The organism is Streptomyces sp. CNQ329, assembly GCF_000482585.1.
In genome coordinates this window covers 18,356-39,518 of sequence record NZ_AXVU01000004.1, presented here as the reverse complement: position 1 = coordinate 39,518, position 21,163 = coordinate 18,356, and the positions used below count along the sequence as shown (strand labels likewise).

General features: G+C 72.9%; 17 protein-coding genes and 2 tRNA genes. 16 read left to right on the top strand and 3 right to left on the bottom strand.

Annotated elements, in window-relative coordinates; all coding sequences use genetic code 11:
• Positions 1–38: 38 nt before the first annotated feature.
• Positions 39–1,481, top strand: coding sequence for a GTPase ObgE (gene obgE, locus I003_RS0102800; protein ID WP_027770101.1), 1,443 nt, complete (start codon positions 39–41; stop codon positions 1,479–1,481).
• A gap of 211 nt (positions 1,482–1,692) precedes the next feature.
• On the opposite strand, the gene I003_RS0102790 is transcribed toward obgE, so the two are convergent.
• The gene (locus I003_RS0102790; RefSeq protein ID WP_027770099.1) at positions 1,693–3,804 is read right to left on the bottom strand and encodes a membrane protein; all 2,112 of its coding nucleotides are present in this window, start codon (positions 3,802–3,804) and stop codon (positions 1,693–1,695) included.
• Between the two features lie 353 nt (positions 3,805–4,157).
• On the opposite strand from I003_RS0102790, the gene proB reads away from it, so the two are divergent.
• The 5 genes from proB (at position 4,158) to I003_RS0102765 (ending at position 9,436) form a co-directional block, all read left to right on the top strand.
• Entirely contained in the window at positions 4,158–5,279 is a 1,122-nt protein-coding gene (gene proB, locus I003_RS0102785) for a glutamate 5-kinase (RefSeq protein WP_078563683.1), read from the top strand.
• A gap of 255 nt (positions 5,280–5,534) precedes the next feature.
• Positions 5,535–6,020, top strand: coding sequence for a hypothetical protein (locus tag I003_RS0102780; protein WP_027770097.1), 486 nt, complete (start codon positions 5,535–5,537; stop codon positions 6,018–6,020).
• Between the two features lie 171 nt (positions 6,021–6,191).
• The gene (locus tag I003_RS0102775) at positions 6,192–7,496 is read left to right on the top strand and encodes a glutamate-5-semialdehyde dehydrogenase (protein WP_078563681.1); all 1,305 of its coding nucleotides are present in this window, start codon (positions 6,192–6,194) and stop codon (positions 7,494–7,496) included.
• A 196-nt stretch (positions 7,497–7,692) separates the two neighbouring features.
• On the top strand, positions 7,693–8,184 hold the full coding sequence (locus tag I003_RS0102770) for an SCO2584 family spore wall biosynthesis protein (RefSeq protein ID WP_486584064.1): 492 nt from the start codon (positions 7,693–7,695) through the stop codon (positions 8,182–8,184).
• Positions 8,185–8,350: 166 nt separating this feature from the next.
• A complete protein-coding gene (locus I003_RS0102765) occupies positions 8,351–9,436 on the top strand; it encodes an SCO2583 family membrane protein (protein ID WP_027770094.1) in 1,086 nt (361 codons plus the stop codon).
• A gap of 145 nt (positions 9,437–9,581) precedes the next feature.
• Here the strand turns inward: I003_RS0102765 and I003_RS0102760 are convergent, their stop codons facing one another.
• Entirely contained in the window at positions 9,582–10,658 is a 1,077-nt protein-coding gene (locus I003_RS0102760) for a M48 family metallopeptidase (protein WP_027770093.1), read from the bottom strand.
• 240 nt (positions 10,659–10,898) lie between these two features.
• On the opposite strand from I003_RS0102760, the gene I003_RS36355 reads away from it, so the two are divergent.
• From I003_RS36355 to I003_RS0102730, 6 genes are all read left to right on the top strand, one after another.
• Entirely contained in the window at positions 10,899–11,075 is a 177-nt protein-coding gene (locus I003_RS36355; protein WP_199784225.1) for a hypothetical protein, read from the top strand.
• A complete protein-coding gene (gene nadD, locus I003_RS0102750; RefSeq protein ID WP_051368062.1) occupies positions 11,072–11,671 on the top strand; it encodes a nicotinate-nucleotide adenylyltransferase in 600 nt (199 codons plus the stop codon). Before I003_RS36355 ends, nadD begins: the two co-directional genes overlap by 4 nt.
• Before the next feature lie 100 nt (positions 11,672–11,771).
• Positions 11,772–13,460 carry an LCP family protein gene (locus tag I003_RS0102745; RefSeq protein ID WP_027770091.1) on the top strand — a complete coding sequence of 563 codons (1,689 nt, stop codon included), beginning with the start codon at positions 11,772–11,774 and terminating at the stop codon, positions 13,458–13,460.
• Positions 13,461–13,560: 100 nt separating this feature from the next.
• The gene (gene rsfS / locus I003_RS0102740; RefSeq protein ID WP_027770090.1) at positions 13,561–13,992 is read left to right on the top strand and encodes a ribosome silencing factor; all 432 of its coding nucleotides are present in this window, start codon (positions 13,561–13,563) and stop codon (positions 13,990–13,992) included.
• Positions 13,985–14,620 carry a histidine phosphatase family protein gene (locus I003_RS0102735; protein WP_027770089.1) on the top strand — a complete coding sequence of 212 codons (636 nt, stop codon included), beginning with the start codon at positions 13,985–13,987 and terminating at the stop codon, positions 14,618–14,620. Before rsfS ends, I003_RS0102735 begins: the two co-directional genes overlap by 8 nt.
• 96 nt (positions 14,621–14,716) lie before the next feature.
• Positions 14,717–14,789: transfer RNA gene (locus I003_RS0102730), tRNA-Ala, on the top strand.
• A gap of 12 nt (positions 14,790–14,801) precedes the next feature.
• On the opposite strand, the gene I003_RS31350 is transcribed toward I003_RS0102730, so the two are convergent.
• Positions 14,802–15,752: an MmyB family transcriptional regulator gene (locus tag I003_RS31350; RefSeq protein WP_051368076.1), complete on the bottom strand. Its 951-nt coding sequence runs from the start codon at positions 15,750–15,752 to the stop codon at positions 14,802–14,804.
• A gap of 107 nt (positions 15,753–15,859) precedes the next feature.
• Here I003_RS31350 and I003_RS0102720 point away from each other — a divergent pair, with 107 nt between their 5' ends.
• From I003_RS0102720 to leuS, 4 genes are all read left to right on the top strand, one after another.
• Positions 15,860–17,392 (top strand): MFS transporter, encoded by a 1,533-nt coding sequence (locus tag I003_RS0102720; RefSeq protein WP_037719934.1) that lies wholly within the window; start codon positions 15,860–15,862, stop codon positions 17,390–17,392.
• A 246-nt stretch (positions 17,393–17,638) separates the two neighbouring features.
• Entirely contained in the window at positions 17,639–17,872 is a 234-nt protein-coding gene (locus I003_RS0102715; RefSeq protein WP_026276023.1) for a hypothetical protein, read from the top strand.
• A gap of 40 nt (positions 17,873–17,912) precedes the next feature.
• A tRNA-Ala gene (locus I003_RS0102710) sits at positions 17,913–17,985 on the top strand.
• 242 nt (positions 17,986–18,227) lie between these two features.
• Positions 18,228–21,074, top strand: coding sequence for a leucine--tRNA ligase (leuS, locus tag I003_RS0102705; protein WP_027770087.1), 2,847 nt, complete (start codon positions 18,228–18,230; stop codon positions 21,072–21,074).
• Positions 21,075–21,163 lie beyond the last annotated feature (89 nt).

Here is a 21,163-nt window from a genome sequence, read left to right as displayed (position 1 = left end):
GCCCCTGACCGCTCCACACCGCCGGGAGGCACACCCCAATGACCACCTTCGTCGACCGCGTCACCCTGCACGTGGCCGCGGGCAACGGGGGACACGGCTGCGCCTCCGTGCACCGCGAGAAGTTCCGGCCGCTCGGCGGCCCCGACGGCGGCAACGGCGGGCACGGCGGGGACGTCATCCTCACCGTCGACCAGAACATCACCACCCTGATCGACTACCACCACACCCCCCACCGCAAGGCCACCAACGGCAAGCCGGGCGAGGGCGGCGACCGCGCGGGCGCCAACGGCAAGGACCTCGTCCTGCCGGTGCCGGACGGCACGGTCGTCCTCACCCGGGAGGGCGAGGTGCTCGCCGACCTCGTCGGCCACGGCACCACCTTCGTCGCCGCCCAGGGCGGCCGCGGCGGCCTCGGCAACGCCGCGCTCGCCTCCCAGCGCCGCAAGGCCCCCGGCTTCGCGCTGCTCGGCGAGCCGGGCACCGCGCGCGACGTGGTGCTGGAGCTGAAGACCGTCGCCGACGTCGCGCTCGTGGGCTACCCCAGCGCCGGCAAGTCGTCCCTGATCAGCGTGGTGTCCGCGGCCAAGCCGAAGATCGCCGACTATCCGTTCACCACCCTGGTGCCCCACCTCGGCGTCGTCACCGCCGGCGCCGTGACGTACACGATCGCCGACGTCCCCGGCCTCCTCCCCGGCGCCAGCGAGGGCCGGGGCCTGGGCCTGGAGTTCCTGCGCCACGTCGAGCGCTGCTCGGTGCTCGTCCACGTGCTGGACACCGCGGCCCTGGAGTCCGACCGTGACCCGGTCAGCGACCTCGACGTCATCGAGGAGGAGCTGCGCGCGTACGGAGGGCTGGAGGACCGGCCGCGCGTGGTCGTCCTCAACAAGATCGACATCCCGGACGGCCGCGACCTGGCCGAGATGGTGCGCCCCGACCTCGAAGAGCGCGGCTACACGGTCTACGAGGTCTCGGCGGTCGCCCGTACGGGCCTGAAGGAGCTGTCGTACGGGCTCGCCAGGATCGTCGGCGCGGCGCGTGCGGCGCGGCCCAAGCAGGAGTCCACGCGGATCGTCATCCGCCCGCAGGCCGTCGACGAGGCGGGCTTCACCGTCGCCCGCGAGGGCGGCGCGGACGGGCCCCTGTTCCGTATCACCGGTGAGAAGCCGGAGCGCTGGGTGCGCCAGACCGACTTCGGCAACGACGAGGCCGTCGGCTATCTCGGCGACCGGCTGAACCGGCTGGGGGTCGAGGACCGGCTCCGCAAGGCCGGGGCGAAGCCGGGTGACGACGTGGTCATCGGCACCGGCGACGACGCCGTCGTCTTCGACTGGGAACCGGCGATGGCCTCCGGCGCGGAAATGCTCGGCCGCCGCGGCGAGGACCACCGCTTCGACGCCCCGCGGCCGGCAGCGCAGCGCCGCAGGGAGCGGGACGCGGAGCGGGCGGAGGAGGAGTACGAGGACTTCGACCCCTTCTCGTGACGAGCGTGATGCGCGATGCGTGCCGCACGACGCGGAACGACGGCGGCGGCCCGCGGGATCTCCTCCCGCGGGCCGCCGCCGTTTCACGCCTGCAGTTCCGGATCCGCCTCCGGGCCGGAGTCCGCCTCCGCGACCGCGACTGCATCCGCGACCGCCTCGGCGTCCTGGTCCGGGACCGGTTCCGTCACCGGCTCCGTATCGGGGACGTGGCCTAGACGCCTGCCGGCTCCTCCGGCTCCAGCTCCATCTCCTCGGCCGCGTCCCGACGCTGTGAAGGGATATCGGACTCCCCTCGCGCGTCCATGCGCGCCGCGCGCGCGTCCGCCTTGGCGCACAGCGCCAGCGCGGCGGCGTTGAAGCGCACCATCGACGGTGGATCGGCCGGCCCGAGCAGATGCTCCTTCAGCTCGGCGCGGGCCCGCACCAGGGTGTCCTGCTCCGGGTTGCGGACGGCGTCGAGGAGGGCGGGGATCTGCTTCGCCTTCGGGCCGAGGATGGTGCCGGCGCGTACGGTCGGGAACTCCGCCTTGAACTCCGCCTCGGTCAGACCGCTGGTGTTGGCGACCGCGTACGGCTTCTCACTGCTCAGATAGTCCGAGATGACGCTGGAGACATCGCTGATCAGCACGTCCGCGACGTTGAAGCAGGCGTAGATACCGGGGCGGGAGTCGGTGATGATCTGGTGCTCCCACGCGGGCAGCGAGGCCCAGTAAGCCGCCTCCCAGGCCTCCGTCGCGGCCTGGATGGCCTCGGCCCTGCCGGCCTCGGGGGTGGACTGCACGAGCATGCGCTCGACCTCGTCGGCGCCGGCCCTGAAGGACGCGGCGTCCAGCCCGTCCAGCTCCGCCTGCACCCGGGCCAGCTCGGCGGCGGCCTCCGGGCCGGGGCGCTGGACGCCCCGGCCGTTCGCGCCCCCGCCGCCGGCCGCGGCCTGGGCGACGACGGCCGCGTTCGCCTCGGTGATCATGGCCTGGATCCGCTTGTCGGCCTCGCCCGCGCGCGGGTCGACCGAGCCGGTCAGCGGGTGCGGCTTGTACAGCAGCCGCACCTGCGGGTCGGCGAGCAGCGCGCGCACGATGTTCTCGCCGGCCAGCACGACCGAGGTGTTGCCGGGGTTGCCGTCCCAGCCTTCCCACGTGGGGGCGTACAGCACGGTGGTCAGGCCGCCGGCGGGCGGCGGACCGGGGTAGGGCCGGATCGGCGCGAGCTGGGGGCGGCCGACCTCGACCACGTCGTGGTCGTCGACGCCGATGTCGGCGAGCTGGTAGCGCTCACGGGCCGCGGGGCCGGCCACCCACACCTCGTCGTACGCCTTGGCGTACGGGTTGCAGCTCGACAGCTTGTCGCTCTCACCGTGGTTGGTGAAGGCGTGCTTGATGGTGGGGATGCGCAGCACCTGCGAGGTCTTCCCGGAGTTCGACGGGTGCAGCAGCATCTTGAGCGTCGAGTGCTCCAGGAGCATCAGGTCGGCGACCTTGGGCAGGCAGACGATCGGCACGTCGGTGGCGGTGATCTTCTGCACCATGAAGCGCTCGCGGAGCACGATCACCGGCTTGCCGTCGAGGGCGGCCAGCGTGGAGACCCACATGTTGGCCTGGTACGCGGACGTGGCCCCGCCGGAGAAGTAGAGGCCGACGGTCGGGCGGTACTCCTGCAGCCAGTCGGTGAACCACGCGCGGACCCGCTCGTCGTCCGGGGTGCGCTTGCCGGGCAGCAGCCAGGTCGCCAGGTACAGGGCGCCGGCCACGCTCAGCGCCAGCGAGATGCCCAGGCCCAGCACCCCCCACAGGGCGTCCGCGGTGGCCGCCGTGGTCAGCAGGCCGACCGTGACCGGCACGGAGAGGTAGAGCAGGCGGTGGCTGGAGCGGCGGGCGAGGATCCGCGGCGGGGCGGGCGCGAGGCCCAGCGCGGAGGCGTCGACGTTCCGGGTGACGACCGGCACGGTGCGGTCCCGGCGCACCATGATCGTGACGCCCTGGATGAGGAAGTGCAGCAGGTACGTCGACAGCAGCATGACCGTCAGGGGCGACTGCTCCCTCAGCGGCTCGATGCCGTCGATCTGCAGCAGGCCGAAGAGGATGAGCATGTCGCGCAGGAGCTGGCGGACCATGATGTCGAAGCGGACCCTGCTGAGCAGGGAGAGCAGTCCGGGCTGCTGGTGCTGCAGGTAGAGGTCGAGGGCGAGGCCGCCCGCCGCCGCGGCGACGAGCAGCGGCACGCTGGGCTTGAGCGCGCCGACGAGCTGCGCGCAATACGCTGCTAGCAGCGCTGTCAGCGCCATGAGCTGCACGGCGCGGCGGGGGGCGATACCGGCGAAAGGCACGGGTGCTGACTCCTGGCAGGGAGGTCGTGAGGATGGTCCCGGGACCGCGTGGTTCCGGGGGTGGTACGGAGTTGACCTCAGACCGTATGACGGTCACGGGGCAGGAGACAATTCTCCACCCGGCATGGGCCGCCAATCGGGCGTACAGGGAGTTTGCGGCCTTAGTGGTCTTTTCGTTTTTCACGACCGGCTCATGGTGCGGGCCCCGGCGCGCCCCGGCCGGGGCGCGCCGGGGCACCGGAAGTCCGGGGGACGTCCGCACCGTGGGACGGCGCGGCCCGGTGGCCGGGCGGTGGCGTAGATTCGCAGTTCCGTACGTAAGGGACGCGGGCCGGGAAAGCGCAGGGGTACAGGTGGCAGGGGCGAGTCGGGAAGCCGCGGCGGGGGCCCGCAGGGTCGTCGTGAAGGTGGGGTCGTCCTCGCTGACCACCGCGGCCGGCGGGCTGGACGCGGACCGGGTCGACGCGCTGGTGGACGCGCTCGCCAAGCACGGCGGGCGGGAGATCGTGCTGGTCAGCTCCGGCGCCATCGCCGCGGGTCTGGCGCCGCTCGGCCTCGGCAAGCGGCCCCGGGACCTGGCCAGGCAGCAGGCGGCGGCCAGCGTCGGGCAGGGGCTGCTGCTGGCCCGCTACACGGCCTCGTACGCGCGCTACGGCAGGCGCGTCGGGCAGGTGCTGCTGACCACCGACGACATGAGCCGCCGTACCCACTACCGCAACGCCCAGCGCACGCTGGAGCAACTGCTCGCCATGGGCGCCGTGCCCGTCGTCAACGAGAACGACACCGTGGCGACCGAGGAGATCCGCTTCGGCGACAACGACCGCCTCGCCGCCCTCGTCGCCCATCTGGCCCGTGCCGACCTGCTGGTGCTCCTCTCCGACGTGGACGGCCTGTACAACGGACCGCCGACCGCCCCCGGCACCACCCGCATCGCCGAGGTGCGCCACCGCGGCGAGCTGGCCGGCGTCCGGCTCGGCGCCGCCGGGCGGGCCGGGGTGGGCACGGGCGGCATGGTGACCAAGGTGGAGGCCGCCCGGATCGCCACCGGCGAGGGCGTGCCCGTCGTGCTGACCTCCGCCGTGCACGCGGACGCGGCGCTCGCCGGGCAGCCCACGGGCACGTACTTCCACCCCACCGGACGGCGCGCCCGCGGCCGGCTGCTGTGGCTCGCGCACGCCTCCACCCCGCAGGGGGCGCTGGTGCTGGACGACGGCGCGGTACGGGCCGTCACCGAGCGGCGCACCTCGCTGCTGCCGGCGGGGATCAAGGAGGTGGAGGGCCGGTTCACGGCGGGCGATCCGGTGGAGCTGCGGGACACCGCGGGCCGGGCGGTCGCCCGCGGGCTCGTGGCCTTCGACGCCGAGGAGCTGCCGCGGCTGCTCGGGCGCTCCACCCGTGAGCTGGCCAGGGAGCTGGGCCCGGCGTACGAGCGCGAGGTCGTGCACCGGGACGACCTGGTGGTGCTCGACACGTAAGGACGCGGGTAGTGCGGCGCGACAACTGAGGCGGTAAGTGCCGGGCGGCACTGGAGGGTTGAGCGGCGGCGCGCGGCAGGCGCGACGGGCGCCGCACCCCGGGGGAGACCGGCGCGCGGCGCGCGAAAAATCCTGTGTCGCGGCAGAGACCTTGGGCAAAAGCACCACGGGCGGGCGCGTTGGCTGGTCAACTTTGTTGTATGGGGGCTGCCGCGGCGCGCAGCCAGTTGCAGACTCGTATTCAGGAGGCCGCCCGTGACACAAGGGCGCCCAGGGGCGCTGCCCCGGGGAACGGCACAGCGGACGCTGACCAGCGTCAGGGGGACCGGAGGTGGGCATGCGGGCAGCGCGGAGGAGCCGGCGACCGCGGCGGGCGCCGACGGGCCCGCCGCGGACGGTGTCCACCGGCTCTGGCACGTCACGCTGAGCGTCGCAGGACCCGAGGCCCCGCTGAAGGAGATCAGACGCGGGCTGGAGCGGCTGGCGCACGACCATCCCTTCCTGCTCACCAGTCGCTACGCCAACGACCACGCCGAGATCCGCTACTGGGAAGAGGCCCGCGACCTGCACGACGCGGCGGCCGTGGCGCTGCGGCTCTGGGGGGAGCACCGGGCGTCGGCGCAGTTGCCGCCGTGGGAGATCGTCGGCCTGGAGGTCATCGCGCGGGAGACGTACCACCAGCGCATCGCCGACGGCTACGGACCGGCACCGGCCGTGCCGGTGGGGGTCCACCCGTTCTGAGCCGCTGAGGGCGAACCGGGGCGGCGCCGGCCGCCGCAGGGGGCGTACGCCCCGGCGCGCACGGCAGTGACCGCGCTCCGGGGCGGCTACCGGCGCACGCGCACGAGGTGAAGCGCGGGCGTACGCACCCACCGGCGCCCGTGTCTCGCGGAGTGATACGGGTCGTCCACGATGCCGGCACCCCCGACTACGCTGACCGGCATGAGCAGCGAAACCCTGTCCCCGGTCCGCCAGGCCGCCCAGCGCGCGCGTACCGCGGCGGCGATGATCGCCCCGCTGCCCCGGGCCGCCAAGGACGCCGCACTGCTGGCCGTCGCCGACGCGCTGCGGGCGCGCGCCGCGGAGGTCGTCGCGGCCAACGCGGAGGACGTCGCCCGCGCGCGTGCCGACGGGGTCTCCGACGCGATCGTGGACCGGCTGACGCTGACCGAGGAGCGGATCGCCGGCGTCGCCTCCGACGTCCGGGACGTCGCCGGGCTGCCGGACCCCGTCGGCGAGGTGGTCCGCGGCTCCACGCTGCCGAACGGTCTCGAACTGCGGCAGGTGCGGGTGCCGCTGGGCGTCGTCGGCATCATCTACGAGGGCCGGCCCAACGTCACCGCGGACGCCGCCGCGCTCTGCCTGAAGTCGGGCAACGCGGTGCTGCTGCGCGGCTCCTCCTCCGCGTACGCCTCGAACGCCGCCCTCGTCGCCGTGCTGCGCGACGCGGTCGCCTCCGCCGGGCTGCCGCCGGACGCGGTGCAGTTGGTGCCCGGCCAGGGCCGCGAGTCCGTGCACGAGCTGATGCGCGCCCGCGGCCTGGTCGACGTGCTCATCCCGCGCGGCGGCGCCGGCCTCATCCGCACCGTGGTCGAGGAGTCCACGGTCCCGGTGATCGAGACCGGCACCGGCAACTGCCACGTGTACGTCGACGAGCACGCCGACCTCGACCTCGCCGAGAAGATCCTCGTCAACGCGAAGGCCCAGCGCCCCAGCGTGTGCAACGCCGCCGAGACCGTCCTCGTCCACCAGTCCGTGGCCGACGTCTTCCTGCCCCGCGCCCTGCGGGCGCTCGGCGCCGCGGGCGTCACCGTGCACGGCGACGACGCCTGGGTGAAGGCGGGCGCCGCGGCCGGCGTGGAGGTGGCGCTCGCCGACGACGAGGACTGGGCCACGGAGTACCTGTCGTACGACATCGCCGCCGCGGTGGTGCGCTCCCTGGACGACGCGGTGGCACACATCCGCCGCTGGTCCTCCGGGCACACCGAGGCCGTGGTCACCCGCGACGCCGGCGCCGCCCGCCGTTTCACCTCACTGGTGGATTCCGCGGCGGTGATGGTGAACGCCTCCACCCGGTTCACCGACGGCGCGGAGTTCGGCTTCGGCGCGGAGATCGGCATCTCCACCCAGAAGCTGCACGCCCGCGGGCCGATGGGGCTGCCGGAGCTGACCTCGACGAAGTACATCGTTACGGGCGACGGTCAGCTCAAGCGGTGATCCGGCGCCCCGCCGCCGAACGGACCAGCGTGCCTCCTCCGGGTGCTCGGGAGCCTGAAGGGCCGCGAGAGGGCCGTACAGGCGCCTTCTCAGGCCCGTAGCGCCCGCCGTCCGGGTCCGCGGAGGCGGCCGGGAACCGCCGTCCGGGCCCCCCGCTGCCTGGCGCATCCCGACTGTCCCGGTTTACGCTGGTCGGGTGCCGGACGATGTGGGGGGCAGGCCGTACGCCGACGGTGACGAGCCCGACAGCCACTACCACGGAGGCGCGGACGAGGAGTTCGCCGCCGTGGTCCTCGACGAGGACTTCGTCCGTTCCGCCCATTTCCACGAGCCCAGCGCGGTGGAGCGCATGGTCGGCGCCGCCGAGGCGCGCGCCCAGGCCGAGGCCGTCCTTGACGACGCCGCCCAGGACGAGCGGCTGTACGACGACTGGGACGACCCGGACGCCCCCGACCCGTACGGCCCCTACGGCGGCGCCCTGCGCCCGTACCGCGGCCACGGGCACTGGCAGCGCCCCGTCGCCCTGCTGCTCGCCCTCCTCCTCGGCGTCGGCATAGTCGCGCTCTCCTTCGCCGCGGTGTACCGTTCCGGCCCCGACGGCCGCGACGACGCCCCGTCCCCCGGCGGCTCCAGCCCGTCGGCCACGACCGGCGCGGACGCCCGCGAGCCCTCCCTGACACCCCGCTGAACCCCCGGCGGGCCGGCGCCGGAGATCGGTGCAACCGCTTCCGCCCGATTGATCCTCACCCTCCCCCTACGTCCTGCGACCGTGGGCGGTACCCCCCATGGCGCAGCGGCAAGTTGGCGTTGATGCGCCGGTTTACGCCGGGCGCCGCGGACCTACTCTTCTGTATATGGCCGGGCACGAAGGCCCGCCCGACGGGACACCCGAGCGCGCCCCCGGAGGCGGAGACGACGAATACCGCTCCATCGTCTTCGATGAGGCGTTCGTCAAGGCTGCCCGCCTGGAGGAGTACTCGGCCCAGGAGCGCGTCGGCGACCACGCCCCCGCCGTACGCAGCCGCCGCCCCCAGCGGCCCGGCGCCTCCCGGCAGGCCCTGGTGCTCGTCCTGCTCATCGCGCTCGCCTTCGGCACCGCCATCTACATGGGCGTACGCCACCCCTACCGGCAGCCCGGCGTCCCCGCCGCGGCCCCGCTGCGCAGCACCGTCGTCCCGCTGACCCCCGACGGCCCGGTGCCCGGCGGCGCGCCCGGCGAGCTGATCGCCGACAGCTCCGCCGCGGACTTCGGCACCGGCGCCGACGGCATCGAACTGCCGGACCCGGAGGCGACGCGGCACTTCACCGAGGAACAGGTCGTCCAGGCCCTCACCGCCGGCAAGGACTACCTCGTCACCTCCGCGGTCGACGTCCACACCCTCACCGGCGGAAACGCCCGCGACGTCCGCATCCAGCTCGACCCCCAGCAGCACGGCCAGTTCGACCAGAGCCTCGCCCGCCCCTCCGACGACGGCAGGCACGCCGCGACCGGCTGGATGATCCGCTTCGACCCCGAGCACGTGCGGCTGGCCGACCGGAGCGTCCGGGTCGACGGCGCGGTGACGTTCGCGGAGGTCAGCGAAGAGGAACTGGAGGTCAGCGCCGACCACGTCTTCGTCTACGCGCTGCGCCCCGCGAAGGTGTCCGCCGGGACGCCGGGGGAGGCGGACGCCTCGCTGTTCACCGTGCGCCGCCAGGTACGCATCCGCTTCGACCACGACGACCTGCGCGACCGGCAACTGGAGCTGGCCGAGACCACGCTGACCGCCGGCCCGCTGGCGTGCACCGCGGACGCCTCGGGGTATCTGCGGCCGCTGCTGGCCGGCGAGCGGGACCCGCGGAAGACCCCGCAGGGCACCAACCCGTTCGCGACGCCGGGGCAGTTGAGCGGCTCGCTGTGCGGCGTGCTGGACACGGGGCAGGCGACAGAGCCGTCGTAAGCGGCGTGCCGGGTGCGGACCGCCGGTGCGGGGCCGTACCCGACCGAGGGCCCGGTACGAAGGACGCCGCCGCCCCGGGACGAGGGGGCGGCGGCGTGGTGCGTACGGTGGGCGCTGCTCGCTGAGCGGAGGGGGGGACGGGTGCTCAGTTGGGCGAGGCGTCCGCGGGGCCGGAGCCGTCCGACGGTGCGGAGCCGCCGGAGCCGCGGTTGTTGAAGCGGTCCCGCAGCTTGCCGCCGATGTCGGCGGTGCCGCCCGCGATGTCGTTGACGAGCCGCAGCAGCGGGTCCTTGCTGTTCTTCACGGTGTCCGCGTAACTGCTCGCCGACTCGCGGAAGGAGTCCCGCGCGGAGGTGTCCTTGTCCTCGTCGCGCCGCGGGTAGTGGCCGTCCATGATCCGCTGGTAGTCGCGGCTCTCCGACCACCGCTTCAGCTCGGCGGCGCGGATGGTGGTGAACGGGTGGCTGCGCGGCAGCACGTTGAGGATCTTCAGGACGGAGTCGCGGACGTCGCCGCCCCGGTCGTACTCCTCGGCCTGCTCCAGGAACGCGTCCACGTTCATCTCGTGCAGGTGGTTGCCGCCGGCGAGCTTCATCAGCCCGCGCATCGACGCCTCCAGGTCCTGCCCGACGAGCAGCCCGGCACGGTCCGCGGACAGCTCCGACTTGCGGAACCACTCCAGCAGCGCGGCGATGATGGCCCGTATCGCCAGGGCGCCCAGCGGGATCCAGGCGAGCGCGAGGGCGAGGTTGGTGAGGAAGAGCATGATCGTGCGGTACACCGAGTGGCCGGAGAGCGCGTGGCCCACCTCGTGCCCGATGACGGCCCGCATCTCCTCCTCGTCGAGCAGCTCGACCAGGCCGGTGGTGACGACGATGATCGGCTCGTCCATGCCGATGCACATCGCGTTGGGCTGGGGGTCCTGCTTGACGTACATCTGCGGGACCTTGTCGAGGTCCAGGATGTAACAGGCGTCGCGCAGCATGTCGTGCAGGTGCTGGAACTGCTGGTCTCCGACCCGCACCGAGTCGGAGAGGAACAGCAGCCGCAGCGAGCGCTCGGGCAGCATGCCGCTGATCGCCTTGAAGACCTTGTCGAAGCCCGTGAGCTTGCGCAGCGAGACGAGCGCGGAGCGGTCGGCGGGGTGCTCGTACGCCCGCGAGGAGATGCCGGGGAACCTCCTGCGTTCTCGGCTCGGCACGTTCTTGTTGAGTTCAGGCATGGCTGTCCGTCCCCTCCCCGTACGTCTGGCCCCCAAGGCTAGTGCGACAACGGGCCGGCGCAGCCGGGAGTTCCGTAGCAGGTTCGTCACGGCATCCATACCGGACGGTGACCTCGGCCGCCGCCGCGGCGACCCCGGCCCGCGCCCCCGATGGCGGAGCCGACGTGGGGGCGGGCCGCGGACCCGCTTACGATGTCGAGGCACGCCCACCCCGACGACACCGGATTGGCCACCGTGACCATGAGCGCTCTGACTGCCGCCCACGACCTCGCCGTGACCCTCGCCTCCGCATCCGAGAGCGGTGGCGGCGGTGAGCACGAGAGCAACGGCCCCAACGCCTACTTCGTCGGCGGGAGCACGCTGTTCATCCTGCTCCTCCTGCTCTTCATCACCACCCGCTTCAACCGGGACCGCTGACTGCGGTGAAACGCAGACTCGGGGTGATGGGCGGGACGTTCGACCCCGTCCACCACGGTCACCTGGTGGCGGCGAGCGAGGTCGCCGCCCGGTTCCACCTCGACGAGGTGATCTTCGTGCCCACGGGCGAGCCGTGGCAGAAGGGCGACAAGGTGGTCTCGCCCCGCGAGGACCGTTATCTGATGACCGTGATCGCCACGGCGTCGAACCCGCAGTTCTCGGTCAGCCGCATCGACATCGACCGCGGAGGCCCGACGTACACGATCGACACGCTCCGGGAGCTGCACGGGCTCGAACCCGAGGCGGAACTGTTCTTCATCACCGGTGCGGACGCGCTCTCCCAGATCTTCACCTGGCGGGGCGCGGAGGAACTCTTCTCCCTGGCCCACTTCATCGGGGTGACCCGACCGGGTCACCGGCTGCACGACCCCGGGCTGCCCGAGGGCAGGGTCTCCTTGATCGAGGTGCCCGCGCTCGCCATCTCGTCCACGGATTGCCGGGAACGGGTGGCTCGCGACGAACCCGTCTGGTATCTGGTGCCAGACGGCGTTGTTCGTTACATCAACAAGCGAAGGCTTTACCGCGACCGGCGTTGACGCGCAGGATCTACAGGGGCGGGCGGGGGGCCGCACGGGCAGCAAAGGGTAAGCACGGGGGGACCGTGGGCGGGGATTGCCCATTATGGAAGGGGCACCAGTGAACGACGGATACCGCGGCCCGCAGGGCCACGACCCGTACCAGGACCCCCACGCCCGCGGCTACGACCCGTACGGACAGCAGGGCTACGACTACGACCAGCAGGGCGCCCCGCCGGACCCCGGCGGCCAGGGCTACCGGGACCCGTCCGCCGGCTACGGGTACGACTACGACCCGTACGCCCAGCCGCCGCCCCCGCGGCAGAACGTCCCCTACCCGGTCCAGGCCCCCCACCCCACGGCACAGCAGCAGCACTACGCCCCGCACGCCCCGCCCCCGGCCGTCGGGTACGACTACGACTACGACCCCTACGGCCCGGCCGCGCACTCCGGCGAGCAGCCCGTGACGCCCGTACCGCCCGACGGCGACTGGGGGCGCATCCCGCAGCAGCGCCCCCCGGGCGAGCCCTCCGCCCCGGGCCCTCGGCCGCACGAGCCGCGCGAGTACGCCACCGAGCAGTTCTCCTTCGTCGAGGACGAGACCGACTCCTCCGAAGACGTCATCGACTGGCTGAAGTTCACCGAGAGCCGCACCGAGCGCCGCGAGGAGGCCAAGCGCCGCGGCCGTAACCGCCGTGTCGCGCTGCTGGTCGTCATGGTCCTCGCCGTGCTCGGCGGCACCGGCTACCTGTGGGCGACCGACCGGCTCCCCTTCGTCGGCGGCGACTCGGCGCCGGCGGCGACGGGCGAGGAGAAGCGGGACACCCTGGTGGTGCACCTCCACGACACCGACGGCGGCGGCAGCGCCTCCGCGCTGCTCGTGAACAACGCCACCACCGGCAAGGGCACCACCGTGCTGCTCCCCAACGACCTCGCCGTCTCCGGCGACGACGGCACCGCCACCACCCTCGGCCAGGCCGTCGACGAGCAGGGCGCGGGCGCCACCAGGGACGCGATCGACGCGCTGCTGGGCTCCGAGATCAAGGGAAGCTGGCGGCTGGACACCCCGTACCTGGAAATCCTCGTGGAAGGCGTCGGCGGCATCGTCCTCGACGCCGACGCGACCGTGCCCGGCGCGAAGAAGGGCGACGACCCGCTGGTCGAGAAGGGGCAGAAGCGCAGGCTCAACGGCGAGGCGGCCATCGCCTACGCCACCCACCTGGCCGACGGTGAGCCGCAGACGGCGCAGTTGCGGCGCTTCGGGCAGGTCATGCAGGCCGTGCTGAAGAGCCTGCCCAGCGACACGGCGGGCGCCAAGAACCTGGTGAAGTCCATGGGTATGGTCCTCGACCCGTCCCTGTCCGAGGCCGAGCTGGCCGCGTCCCTGGCGTCGCTGTCGGAGCTGGCCAAGGAGGGCGCGTACGCGACCGAGACGCTGGAGGTCGGAGGCGACGGCCGGCCGAGCGAGCAGGCCACCCGGAAGATCGTCGAGGACGTCCTCGGCGGCACGGTCAAGAGCCCCGACGGGGCCACGGCGATGCGGGTCAGCGTGCAGAACGGCACGGGCAGCGCGAAGCCGGCGGAGCACGCGAAGGTCGCGCTGGTCAACGGCGGCTTCACGTTCGTCGACGGCGGTCAGGCCGGGGAGCCCGCGGCGTCCTCCGAGGTGCGCTACGCGGACGCGGCGGCGAAGGAGCAGGCCGTGCAGGTCGCCAGGACGCTCGGGCTGCCGGAGAAGGCCGTGGCCAAGGGCCGGACGCCGGCGAACGCGGACGTGAGCGTCGTGCTCGGGCAGGACTACGAGGGGTGACGGTGCCGGGAGCCGCGGGCCTGTCGTACGGGCGTGAGATCCTGGAATACGTATCCGCAGTGATAGTCCGAGTTCCCGACAGAAGTGGACAGCCCCGCCCGTGACCGCAACGGACCGCTCCCTCGACCTGGTCGGCACCGCGGCGCAGGCCGCCGCCGACAAGCTCGCGCACGACATCGTCGCGTACGACGTCAGCGACGTCCTCGCCATCACCGACGCCTTCCTGCTCGCCTCCGCGCCCAACGACCGCCAGGTCAAGGCCATCGTGGACGGCATCGAGGAGGCGCTTTTGAAGGAGCGCGGCGCCAAGCCGGTGCGGCGCGAGGGCGAGCGGGACGGCCGCTGGGTCCTGCTGGACTACTCGGACATCGTGGTCCATGTGCAGCACTCGGAGGAGCGGGTCTTCTACGCGCTGGAGCGGCTGTGGAAGGACTGCCCGCAGCTCGACCTGCCGCCGGACGCGGTGGCCACCCGCGGGCGCGCCGCGGAGTACGCGGAGGCGCACGGCGACGGGGCCCGGCGGGATGCGTGACCGCCGGATCGTCCTGTGGCGGCACGGCCAGACCGCGTGGAACCTGGAGCGGCGCTTCCAGGGCCAGACCGACATCGAGCTGACCGAGGCGGGCGTGCTTCAGGCGAGGCGCGCCGCCCGGCTGCTGGCGGCGCTGCGGCCGGACGCGATGATCTGCTCCGATCTGGTGCGTACCCGCGCCACCGCCGCCGAGCTGGTGGCGCTGACGGGCCTTGAGGTCACGTACGACAGCGCGCTGCGGGAGACGTACGCGGGCGTCTGGCAGGGGCTGACGCACGACGAGATCATCGCGCGCCACGGCGAGCAGTACGCCGCGTGGAAGCGCGGCGAGCCGGTGCGGCGCGGCGGCGGCGAGCTGGAGACCGAGGTCGCCGACCGGGCGGCGCCCGTGGTGATGGCGCACGCCGAGAAGCTGTCCGACGCCGGCACGCTGGTGGTGGTCAGCCACGGGGGCACGATCCGCACGACCATCGGCCGGCTGCTGGGCATCGAGCCGCGGAACTGGGAGGCGCTGGGCGGGCTGTCCAACTGCAGCTGGTCGGTGCTCGGGGAGTCGGTGCGCGGCTGGCGGCTGCTGGAGCACAACGCGGGGAGCCTGCCGGAGCCGGTGCTGGGCGACGACACGTAGGCGCCGGGCGGCCTCGGGTAACCGATTTTTGTTTCCGGCCCCCTTCCCGCTAAGCTTTAGCTCGTTCGCCCGCCGGTTCCGGCGAAGCGGCCGCAAGGGGCTATAGCTCAGTTGGTAGAGCGCTTGCATGGCATGCAAGAGGTCAGGAGTTCGATTCTCCTTAGCTCCACCCGAACGGTCTTCAGAATCCCGTCCCGCTGGGGCGGGATTCGTCGTTTCCCGGGCCCCGCAGCGCCGCCTGCCGGGCGCGCTCCTGCGACAGAGGGCGGGCGTGGACCTTGCAGCCGATCAGGGGGTCCGCCAGCGTCCGCAGGCAGTCGAGCAGCTTGCGGCTGGCCTCGTCCGCGGGGGAGTAGACCACGATCCGGGTCTCGGGCATCCCCGTGACCGACAGCGACGTCGACACGCAGCGCAGCTCCCCGACCGAGGCGTGCTGCACGACCTTGACGCGCGAGCCCGGCGGCGCCACGTCCCCGCGGCGCCACATCGCCGCGAAGTCCTCGCTGATCTCGGACAGGGAGCGGATCAGAGACTCCCAGGACGGCTCCCCCACGTGCCGGCCGTACGCCCCGCGGAACGTGGCCACCAGGACCGGCAGCTCCTCGTCCCTGTTGACCATGGCGCAGCAGCAGGCGCGGGCGGAGAAGAGCTGCCACAGCACGTTGCGCTCATGCGGCTCGGCGTGGCCGAGGGCGGGGAACATCCGCTCGTACAGCTCGTTGGCGGCGAGCACGTCGTAGCGCGCGTTGTAGACCGCCGCGGGCAGGTCCAGGGCCGTCAGGATCCCCAGCACCTCCGGACCGACGGAGCGGGCGGCGGCGGCCGGCTCGGGCGCGTACGCCACCTCGGCCAGGTGGTACAGGTGCTCGCGCTCCATCGCGTCGAGGCGCAGCGTGCGTGCCACCGCGTCGAGCACCTGAGGGCTGGCGTTGATGGGCCGGCCCTGCTCCAGCCACGTGTACCACGTGACACCCACGCCGGAGAGCTGCGCGACCTCCTCGCGGCGCAGCCCCGGGGTGCGGCGCCGCGGGCCGGGCGGCATGCCGACGTCCGCCGGGGTGATGCGCGCCCGGCGGCTGCGCAGGAAGGAGGCCAGCTCGGGCCTGCGGCGTCCGTTCGCCACCGTCGTCATGCTCATCACTCCAGGGTCGGGCCGGTCGGCCCGCCGTGCCAGGTGCTGTCAGTACCAGCATCAGCAGGCTCTCATTACCAGTACAGCGCCGGAGGGATGCTCGCGGTATGCATGAGACCACCACGACCTCCCCCGCCGGCGGCACCGCCGCCGGCGCCCTCCGCGCCACCGGCGGCGGCCGGCCGTCCGGCACCGCCGCCACCTCCAGTAAAACGCCCGGCACCGACAACGTCTCCGGCGTACGCCCCGGCTGGCTCCTCGGCATCGTCCTCGCCGGCCAGTTCATGGCGCTGCTCGACGTCTTCATCGTCAACGTCGCCGCCCCCACCATGCGCACCGACCTGGGCACCTCCGGCGCCGAGCTGCAACTGATCGTCGCCGGGTACGTCATCTCGTACTCCGTGCTGCTGATCACCGGCGCCCGGCTCGGTGCCATCCTGGGCCACCGCCGCATGTACCTCGGCGGTCTCATGCTCTTCACCGCCGCCTCGCTCGCCTGCGGCCTCGCCGCCACCTCCGGCCAGCTCATCGCGTTCCGGCTGGTGCAGGGTGCGGGCGCGGCGGCGATGATTCCCCAGGTGCTCAGCCTCGTGCAGCGCACCTTCACCGGCACCGCGCGCGTGCGGGCCCTCGGCGTCTACGCGGCCGTCCTGGCCACCGGCGCCGCCGCCGGGCAGATCGCGGGCGGCCTGCTGGTCAGCGCCGACCTCTTCGGCTGGAGCTGGCGCCCGGTGTTCCTGGTGAACGTGGTCGTCGGTCTCCCCCTGCTGGTGCTCGGCGCCCGGATGCTGCCCCGTGACGAGCCGCGCCCCGCGGCGGGCGCGGGCCCGGTCTACGGCGGGGTGCTCGACCGGGGCGGGCTGGTGCTGCTGGCGGCCGCGGTGACCCTGTTCACCGTGCCGCTGGTGCTCGGGCAGGAGCTGGACTGGCCCGTCTGGGGCTGGGTCATGCTGGGCGGCAGCGTCGCGGCGGCGGCGGCCTTCGCGGCGTACGAGTCGAGCCTGGCCCGGCGCGGGGGCGTGCCGCTGTTCCCGCCGCGCGTGGTGCGTGCGCCGGGGATGCCCGTGGCCGTCGTGCGCGCCGGGCTCGCGATGGTGGCGAACAGCGGATTCATGTTCGTGATGGCGCTGCACCTGCAGTCCGGTCTCGGCTTCGGCGCCCTGCGCGCGGGGCTGACCTTCGTGCCGACCGCCGTCGCCTTCGGCGCCGCGGGGCTGACCTGGCAGCGGCTCCCGGAGCGGCTGCGCCCGGCGCTGGTGCCGGCCGGCTTCGCCACGCTCACGGTGTCGTTCCTGGCGGTGGGGCTGGCGATGCGCGACGGCGGCGAGGGCGGCCCCGGCTTCTTCGCCGGGCTGACCGGCGTCGGACTGGGCCTGGCGCTGGCCTTCAGCCCCAGTCTGACCGGCGCACTCGCGCTCGTACGCCCCGAGGACGCGCCGCATGCCAGCGGCCTGATGACCACCACGGCGCAGCTCGGCGGCCTCATAGGAGTGGCGACGATCGGCACCCTGTATCTGGAGCGCGTGGGCGCACCGACGGCGCAGGCTTCCGCGGATGCGGTGGGGAACGCGGCCCTCGCGCTGGCCGCTGTGGGCGTACTCGGGCTGCTTGCGGGGGTTCGGTACCGGTATCGGCGCTGACCGCCCCGGCCGCGCGTGGCAGAATCACAGCATCCTCACAGGGCGGAAGCCGAAGGGAGGGGCTGCGAGATGCCTTCGTGCGCCACCGGGAGGCAGCAGGCGGCCGTGACCCGTCGGCAGGGAGCGTCCCGCGCCTCCGTCCTGCACTGTCCGGCCTGCGGTTCTTCGCACGTCGCGCAGGTGCTCGGTGACAACGGCGGAGTGTCCTATGTGTGCACGGCCTGCGGCCATAGCTGGAGCTGAGTGATGGGAGCACACAGCAGGAAGTGCGACTGGTGCGGAAACGGCACCCCCATCGTGCGCGACATGGAGCCGCTCAACCCCGACTACCAGTACTGGTGCGAGGAGTGCGCGCGGGCGCTGATCATAAAGGGCGATCCCATCGAGACGTACCGGGAGCTGGAGGGCGAGCCGATCTACGGCCGGCTGCTGGACGAGCACTGCACGCTCAAGCGCTTCTACTCGTTCGCGACGGCCTGATCTCCGCCCGCCGCCGGTGGGGTAGGGTGAGGGCCGCCCGGGGGCTATAGCTCAGTTGGTAGAGCACTTGCATGGCATGCAAGGGGTCAGGAGTTCGAATCTCCTTAGCTCCACTCACCCGTCAGGATGCGGGTCCCGGACCCGCGCCCGACCCCTGCCCCCGGCCGCGGCGACATGGGCATCCCGGCTCGGCCGGCGGCTGCGATACCCTGAGCACATGCGTGCCCGACGCCTTCTGCTTAGCGGGCCGCGCTGACGGCAGGAAACACTCAGCGCGGCGTCCCCTCCTGTGCGAGGGGTTTTTTCGTTTCCGCATCCGGACCGCAGGCAGAGACCACCAGGAGCTTTGAGGACGATGAGCAGCGAGACGACCACCGCCGCCGCCCCCGAGACCGTGCCGGCGACGGCACCGCACCGCTACACCGCGGCCCTGGCTGCCGAGATCGAGGCACGCTGGCAGGACTTCTGGGCGCGTGAGGGCACGTACGCGGTGGACACCGCCGCGGCGTCGGACCGGCCCCGGAAGTTCATCATGGACATGTTCCCGTATCCCTCGGGCGCGGGGCTGCACGTGGGCCACCCCCTGGGATACATCGCCACCGACGTCTACGCCCGCTACGAGCGCATGACCGGCCACAGCGTCCTGCACACCATGGGCTTCGACGCCTTCGGCCTGCCCGCCGAGCAGTACGCCGTACAGACCGGCACCCACCCGCGCGTCACCACCGAGGCGAACATCGCCTCGATGCGCCGCCAGCTGAGCCGCCTGGGCCTGGGGCACGACGGGGACAAGTCGTTCGCCACGATCGACCCGGACTACTACAAGTGGACCCAGTGGATCTTCCTGCAGATCTTCGAGTCCTGGTACGACGAGGAGGCGGACGCCGCCCGTCCGATCGCCACCCTGGTCGAGCAGTTCGAGACGGGCAAGCGTGAGACGCCCGACCGGCGCCCCTGGGCGGAGCTGACGGACGCGGAGCGCGCCGAGGTGCTGAGCGGCTACCGCCTGGCCTACGCCTCCGACTCGCCGGTCAACTGGTGCCCTGGCCTGGGCACCGTCCTGGCCAACGAGGAGGTCACCGCCGACGGCCGCTCCGAGCGCGGCAACTTCCCCGTCTTCAAGGCGAATCTGCGGCAGTGGATGATGCGCATCACCGCCTACGCGGACCGGCTGCTGGCCGACCTGGACGAGCTGGACTGGCCGGAGGCCATCAAGCTGCAGCAGCGCAACTGGATCGGCCGCAGCGAGGGCGCCCGCGTCGACTTCCCCGTCGACGGGCACGAGGACACGCGGATCCCGGTCTTCACCACCCGCCCCGACACCCTGTTCGGCGCCACCTACATGGTGCTGGCGCCCGAGCACCCGCTGGTCGACGGCATCGTCCCGGGCGGCTGGCCGCAGGGCACCCACGAGGTGTGGACCGGCGGGCACGCCACGCCCGCGGAGGCGGTGGAGACGTACCGCGTCCAGGCCGCCGCCAAGTCCGACGTGGAGCGGCAGGCCGAAGCCAAGGAGAAGACCGGCGTCTTCACCGGCGCGTACGCGCTGAACCCCGTCAACGGCGAGCGCCTGCCGGTCTTCGTCGCCGACTACGTGCTGATGGGCTACGGCACCGGCGCCATCATGGCCGTACCCGGACAGGACACGCGCGACTGGGAGTTCTCCGAGGTCTTCGAGCTGCCCATCATCCGTACCGTGCAGCCGCCGGCGGACTGGGACGGCAAGGCGTACACCGGCGACGGGCCCGCGATCAACTCCGCGGGGGAGGACATCGACCTGAACGGCCTGGAGGTGGCCGAGGCCAAGCGGAAGATCATCGCCTGGCTGGAGGACCGCGGCGTCGGCGAGGGCACCGTCGGCTTCCGGCTGCGCGACTGGCTGTTCAGCCGCCAGCGCTACTGGGGCGAGCCCTTCCCGATCGTCTACGACGAGAACGACGTCGCCCACGCCCTGCCCGAGTCGATGCTGCCGCTGGAGCTGCCCGAGGTCGAGGACTACTCGCCGCGCACCTTCGACCCGGACGACGCCGACAGCCGCCCCGAGACGCCCCTGTCCCGCAACGCGGACTGGGTGAACGTCACCCTGGACCTGGGCGACGGCTCGGGACCGCGACGCTACCGGCGCGAGACCAACACCATGCCCAACTGGGCCGGCTCCTGCTGGTACGAGCTGCGCTACCTGGACCCGCACAACGCCGAGCGGCTGGTCGACCCCGCGATCGAGCGCGCCTGGATGGGCCCGGCGGAGGGCAAGCCGCACGGCGGCGTCGACCTGTACGTCGGCGGCGCCGAGCACGCCGTGCTGCACCTGCTGTACGCCCGCTTCTGGTCCAAGGTCCTGTACGACCTGGGCCACATCTCGTCCGCGGAGCCGTTCCACAAGCTGTTCAACCAGGGCATGATCCAGGCGTACGTCTACCGCGACGCCCGCGGCTTCCCGGTGCCCGCCGCGGAGGTCGAGGAGCGCGACGGCGCCTACTGGTACGGCGGCGAGCGGGTCAGGCGCGAGCTGGGCAAGATGGGCAAGTCCCTGAAGAACGCCGTCACGCCGGACGAGATCTGCGCCGAGTACGGGGCGGACACGCTGCGGCTGTACGAGATGGCGATGGGCCCCCTGGACGTCTCCCGTCCCTGGGACACCCGCGCGGTCGTCGGCCAGTACCGGCTGCTGCAGCGGCTGTGGCGCAACGTCGTCGACGAGTCGACCGGCGCCGTCACCGTCGTGGACGCCGAGCCGGACGAGGAGACGCTGCGGGCGCTGCACAAGGCCGTCGACGGGGTCACCAGGGACATGGCGGGGCTGCGCTTCAACACGGCCATCGCGAAGGTGACGGAGCTGAACAACCACGTCACCAAGCTGCGCGCGGTGCCGCGGAGCGTCGCCGAGGTGCTGGTGAAGCTGGTCGCGCCGCTGGCCCCGCACGTCGCCGAGGAGCTGTGGCACCGGCTGGGGCACCCCACGACGGTGGTCTACGAGCCGTTCCCGGTCGCCGATCCGCGGTACGTGGCCGACGAGACGGTCACGTGCGTGGTGCAGGTCAAGGGCAAGGTCAAGGCCCGGCTGGAGGTGTCGCCCGACATCGCGGAGGCGGAGCTGGAGGCGGCGGCGCTGGCCGACGAGGCGGTGCGGCGGGCGCTGGGCGGGGCGCCGGTCCGCAAGGTGATCGTACGGGCGCCGAAGCTGGTGAACGTGGTCATCTGAGACGCCGCGTGCGGCCGGGCACCCGGCTTCGGGTGCCCGGCCGCACTGCGTGCCGGGCACGGCGCGCGATCGCCGGCGAAAATCCGCCG

Bases quoted from the DNA above. Each gene is read 5' to 3' on its own strand.
- obgE (WP_027770101.1), top strand. From the start codon at position 39: ATGACCACCTTCGTCGACCGCGTCACCCTGCACGTGGCCGCGGGCAAC.
- I003_RS0102775 (WP_078563681.1), top strand. From the start codon at position 6,192: ATGCCGGCACCCCCGACTACGCTGACCGGCATGAGCAGCGAAACCCTG.
- I003_RS0102765 (WP_027770094.1), top strand. From the start codon at position 8,351: ATGGCCGGGCACGAAGGCCCGCCCGACGGGACACCCGAGCGCGCCCCC.
- I003_RS0102760 (WP_027770093.1), bottom strand. From the start codon at position 10,658: ATGCCTGAACTCAACAAGAACGTGCCGAGCCGAGAACGCAGGAGGTTC.
- I003_RS36355 (WP_199784225.1), top strand. From the start codon at position 10,899: ATGAGCGCTCTGACTGCCGCCCACGACCTCGCCGTGACCCTCGCCTCC.
- I003_RS0102735 (WP_027770089.1), top strand. From the start codon at position 13,985: ATGCGTGACCGCCGGATCGTCCTGTGGCGGCACGGCCAGACCGCGTGG.
- I003_RS31350 (WP_051368076.1), bottom strand. From the start codon at position 15,752: ATGACGACGGTGGCGAACGGACGCCGCAGGCCCGAGCTGGCCTCCTTC.
- I003_RS0102720 (WP_037719934.1), top strand. From the start codon at position 15,860: ATGCATGAGACCACCACGACCTCCCCCGCCGGCGGCACCGCCGCCGGC.
- I003_RS0102715 (WP_026276023.1), top strand. From the start codon at position 17,639: ATGGGAGCACACAGCAGGAAGTGCGACTGGTGCGGAAACGGCACCCCC.
- leuS (WP_027770087.1), top strand. From the start codon at position 18,228: ATGAGCAGCGAGACGACCACCGCCGCCGCCCCCGAGACCGTGCCGGCG.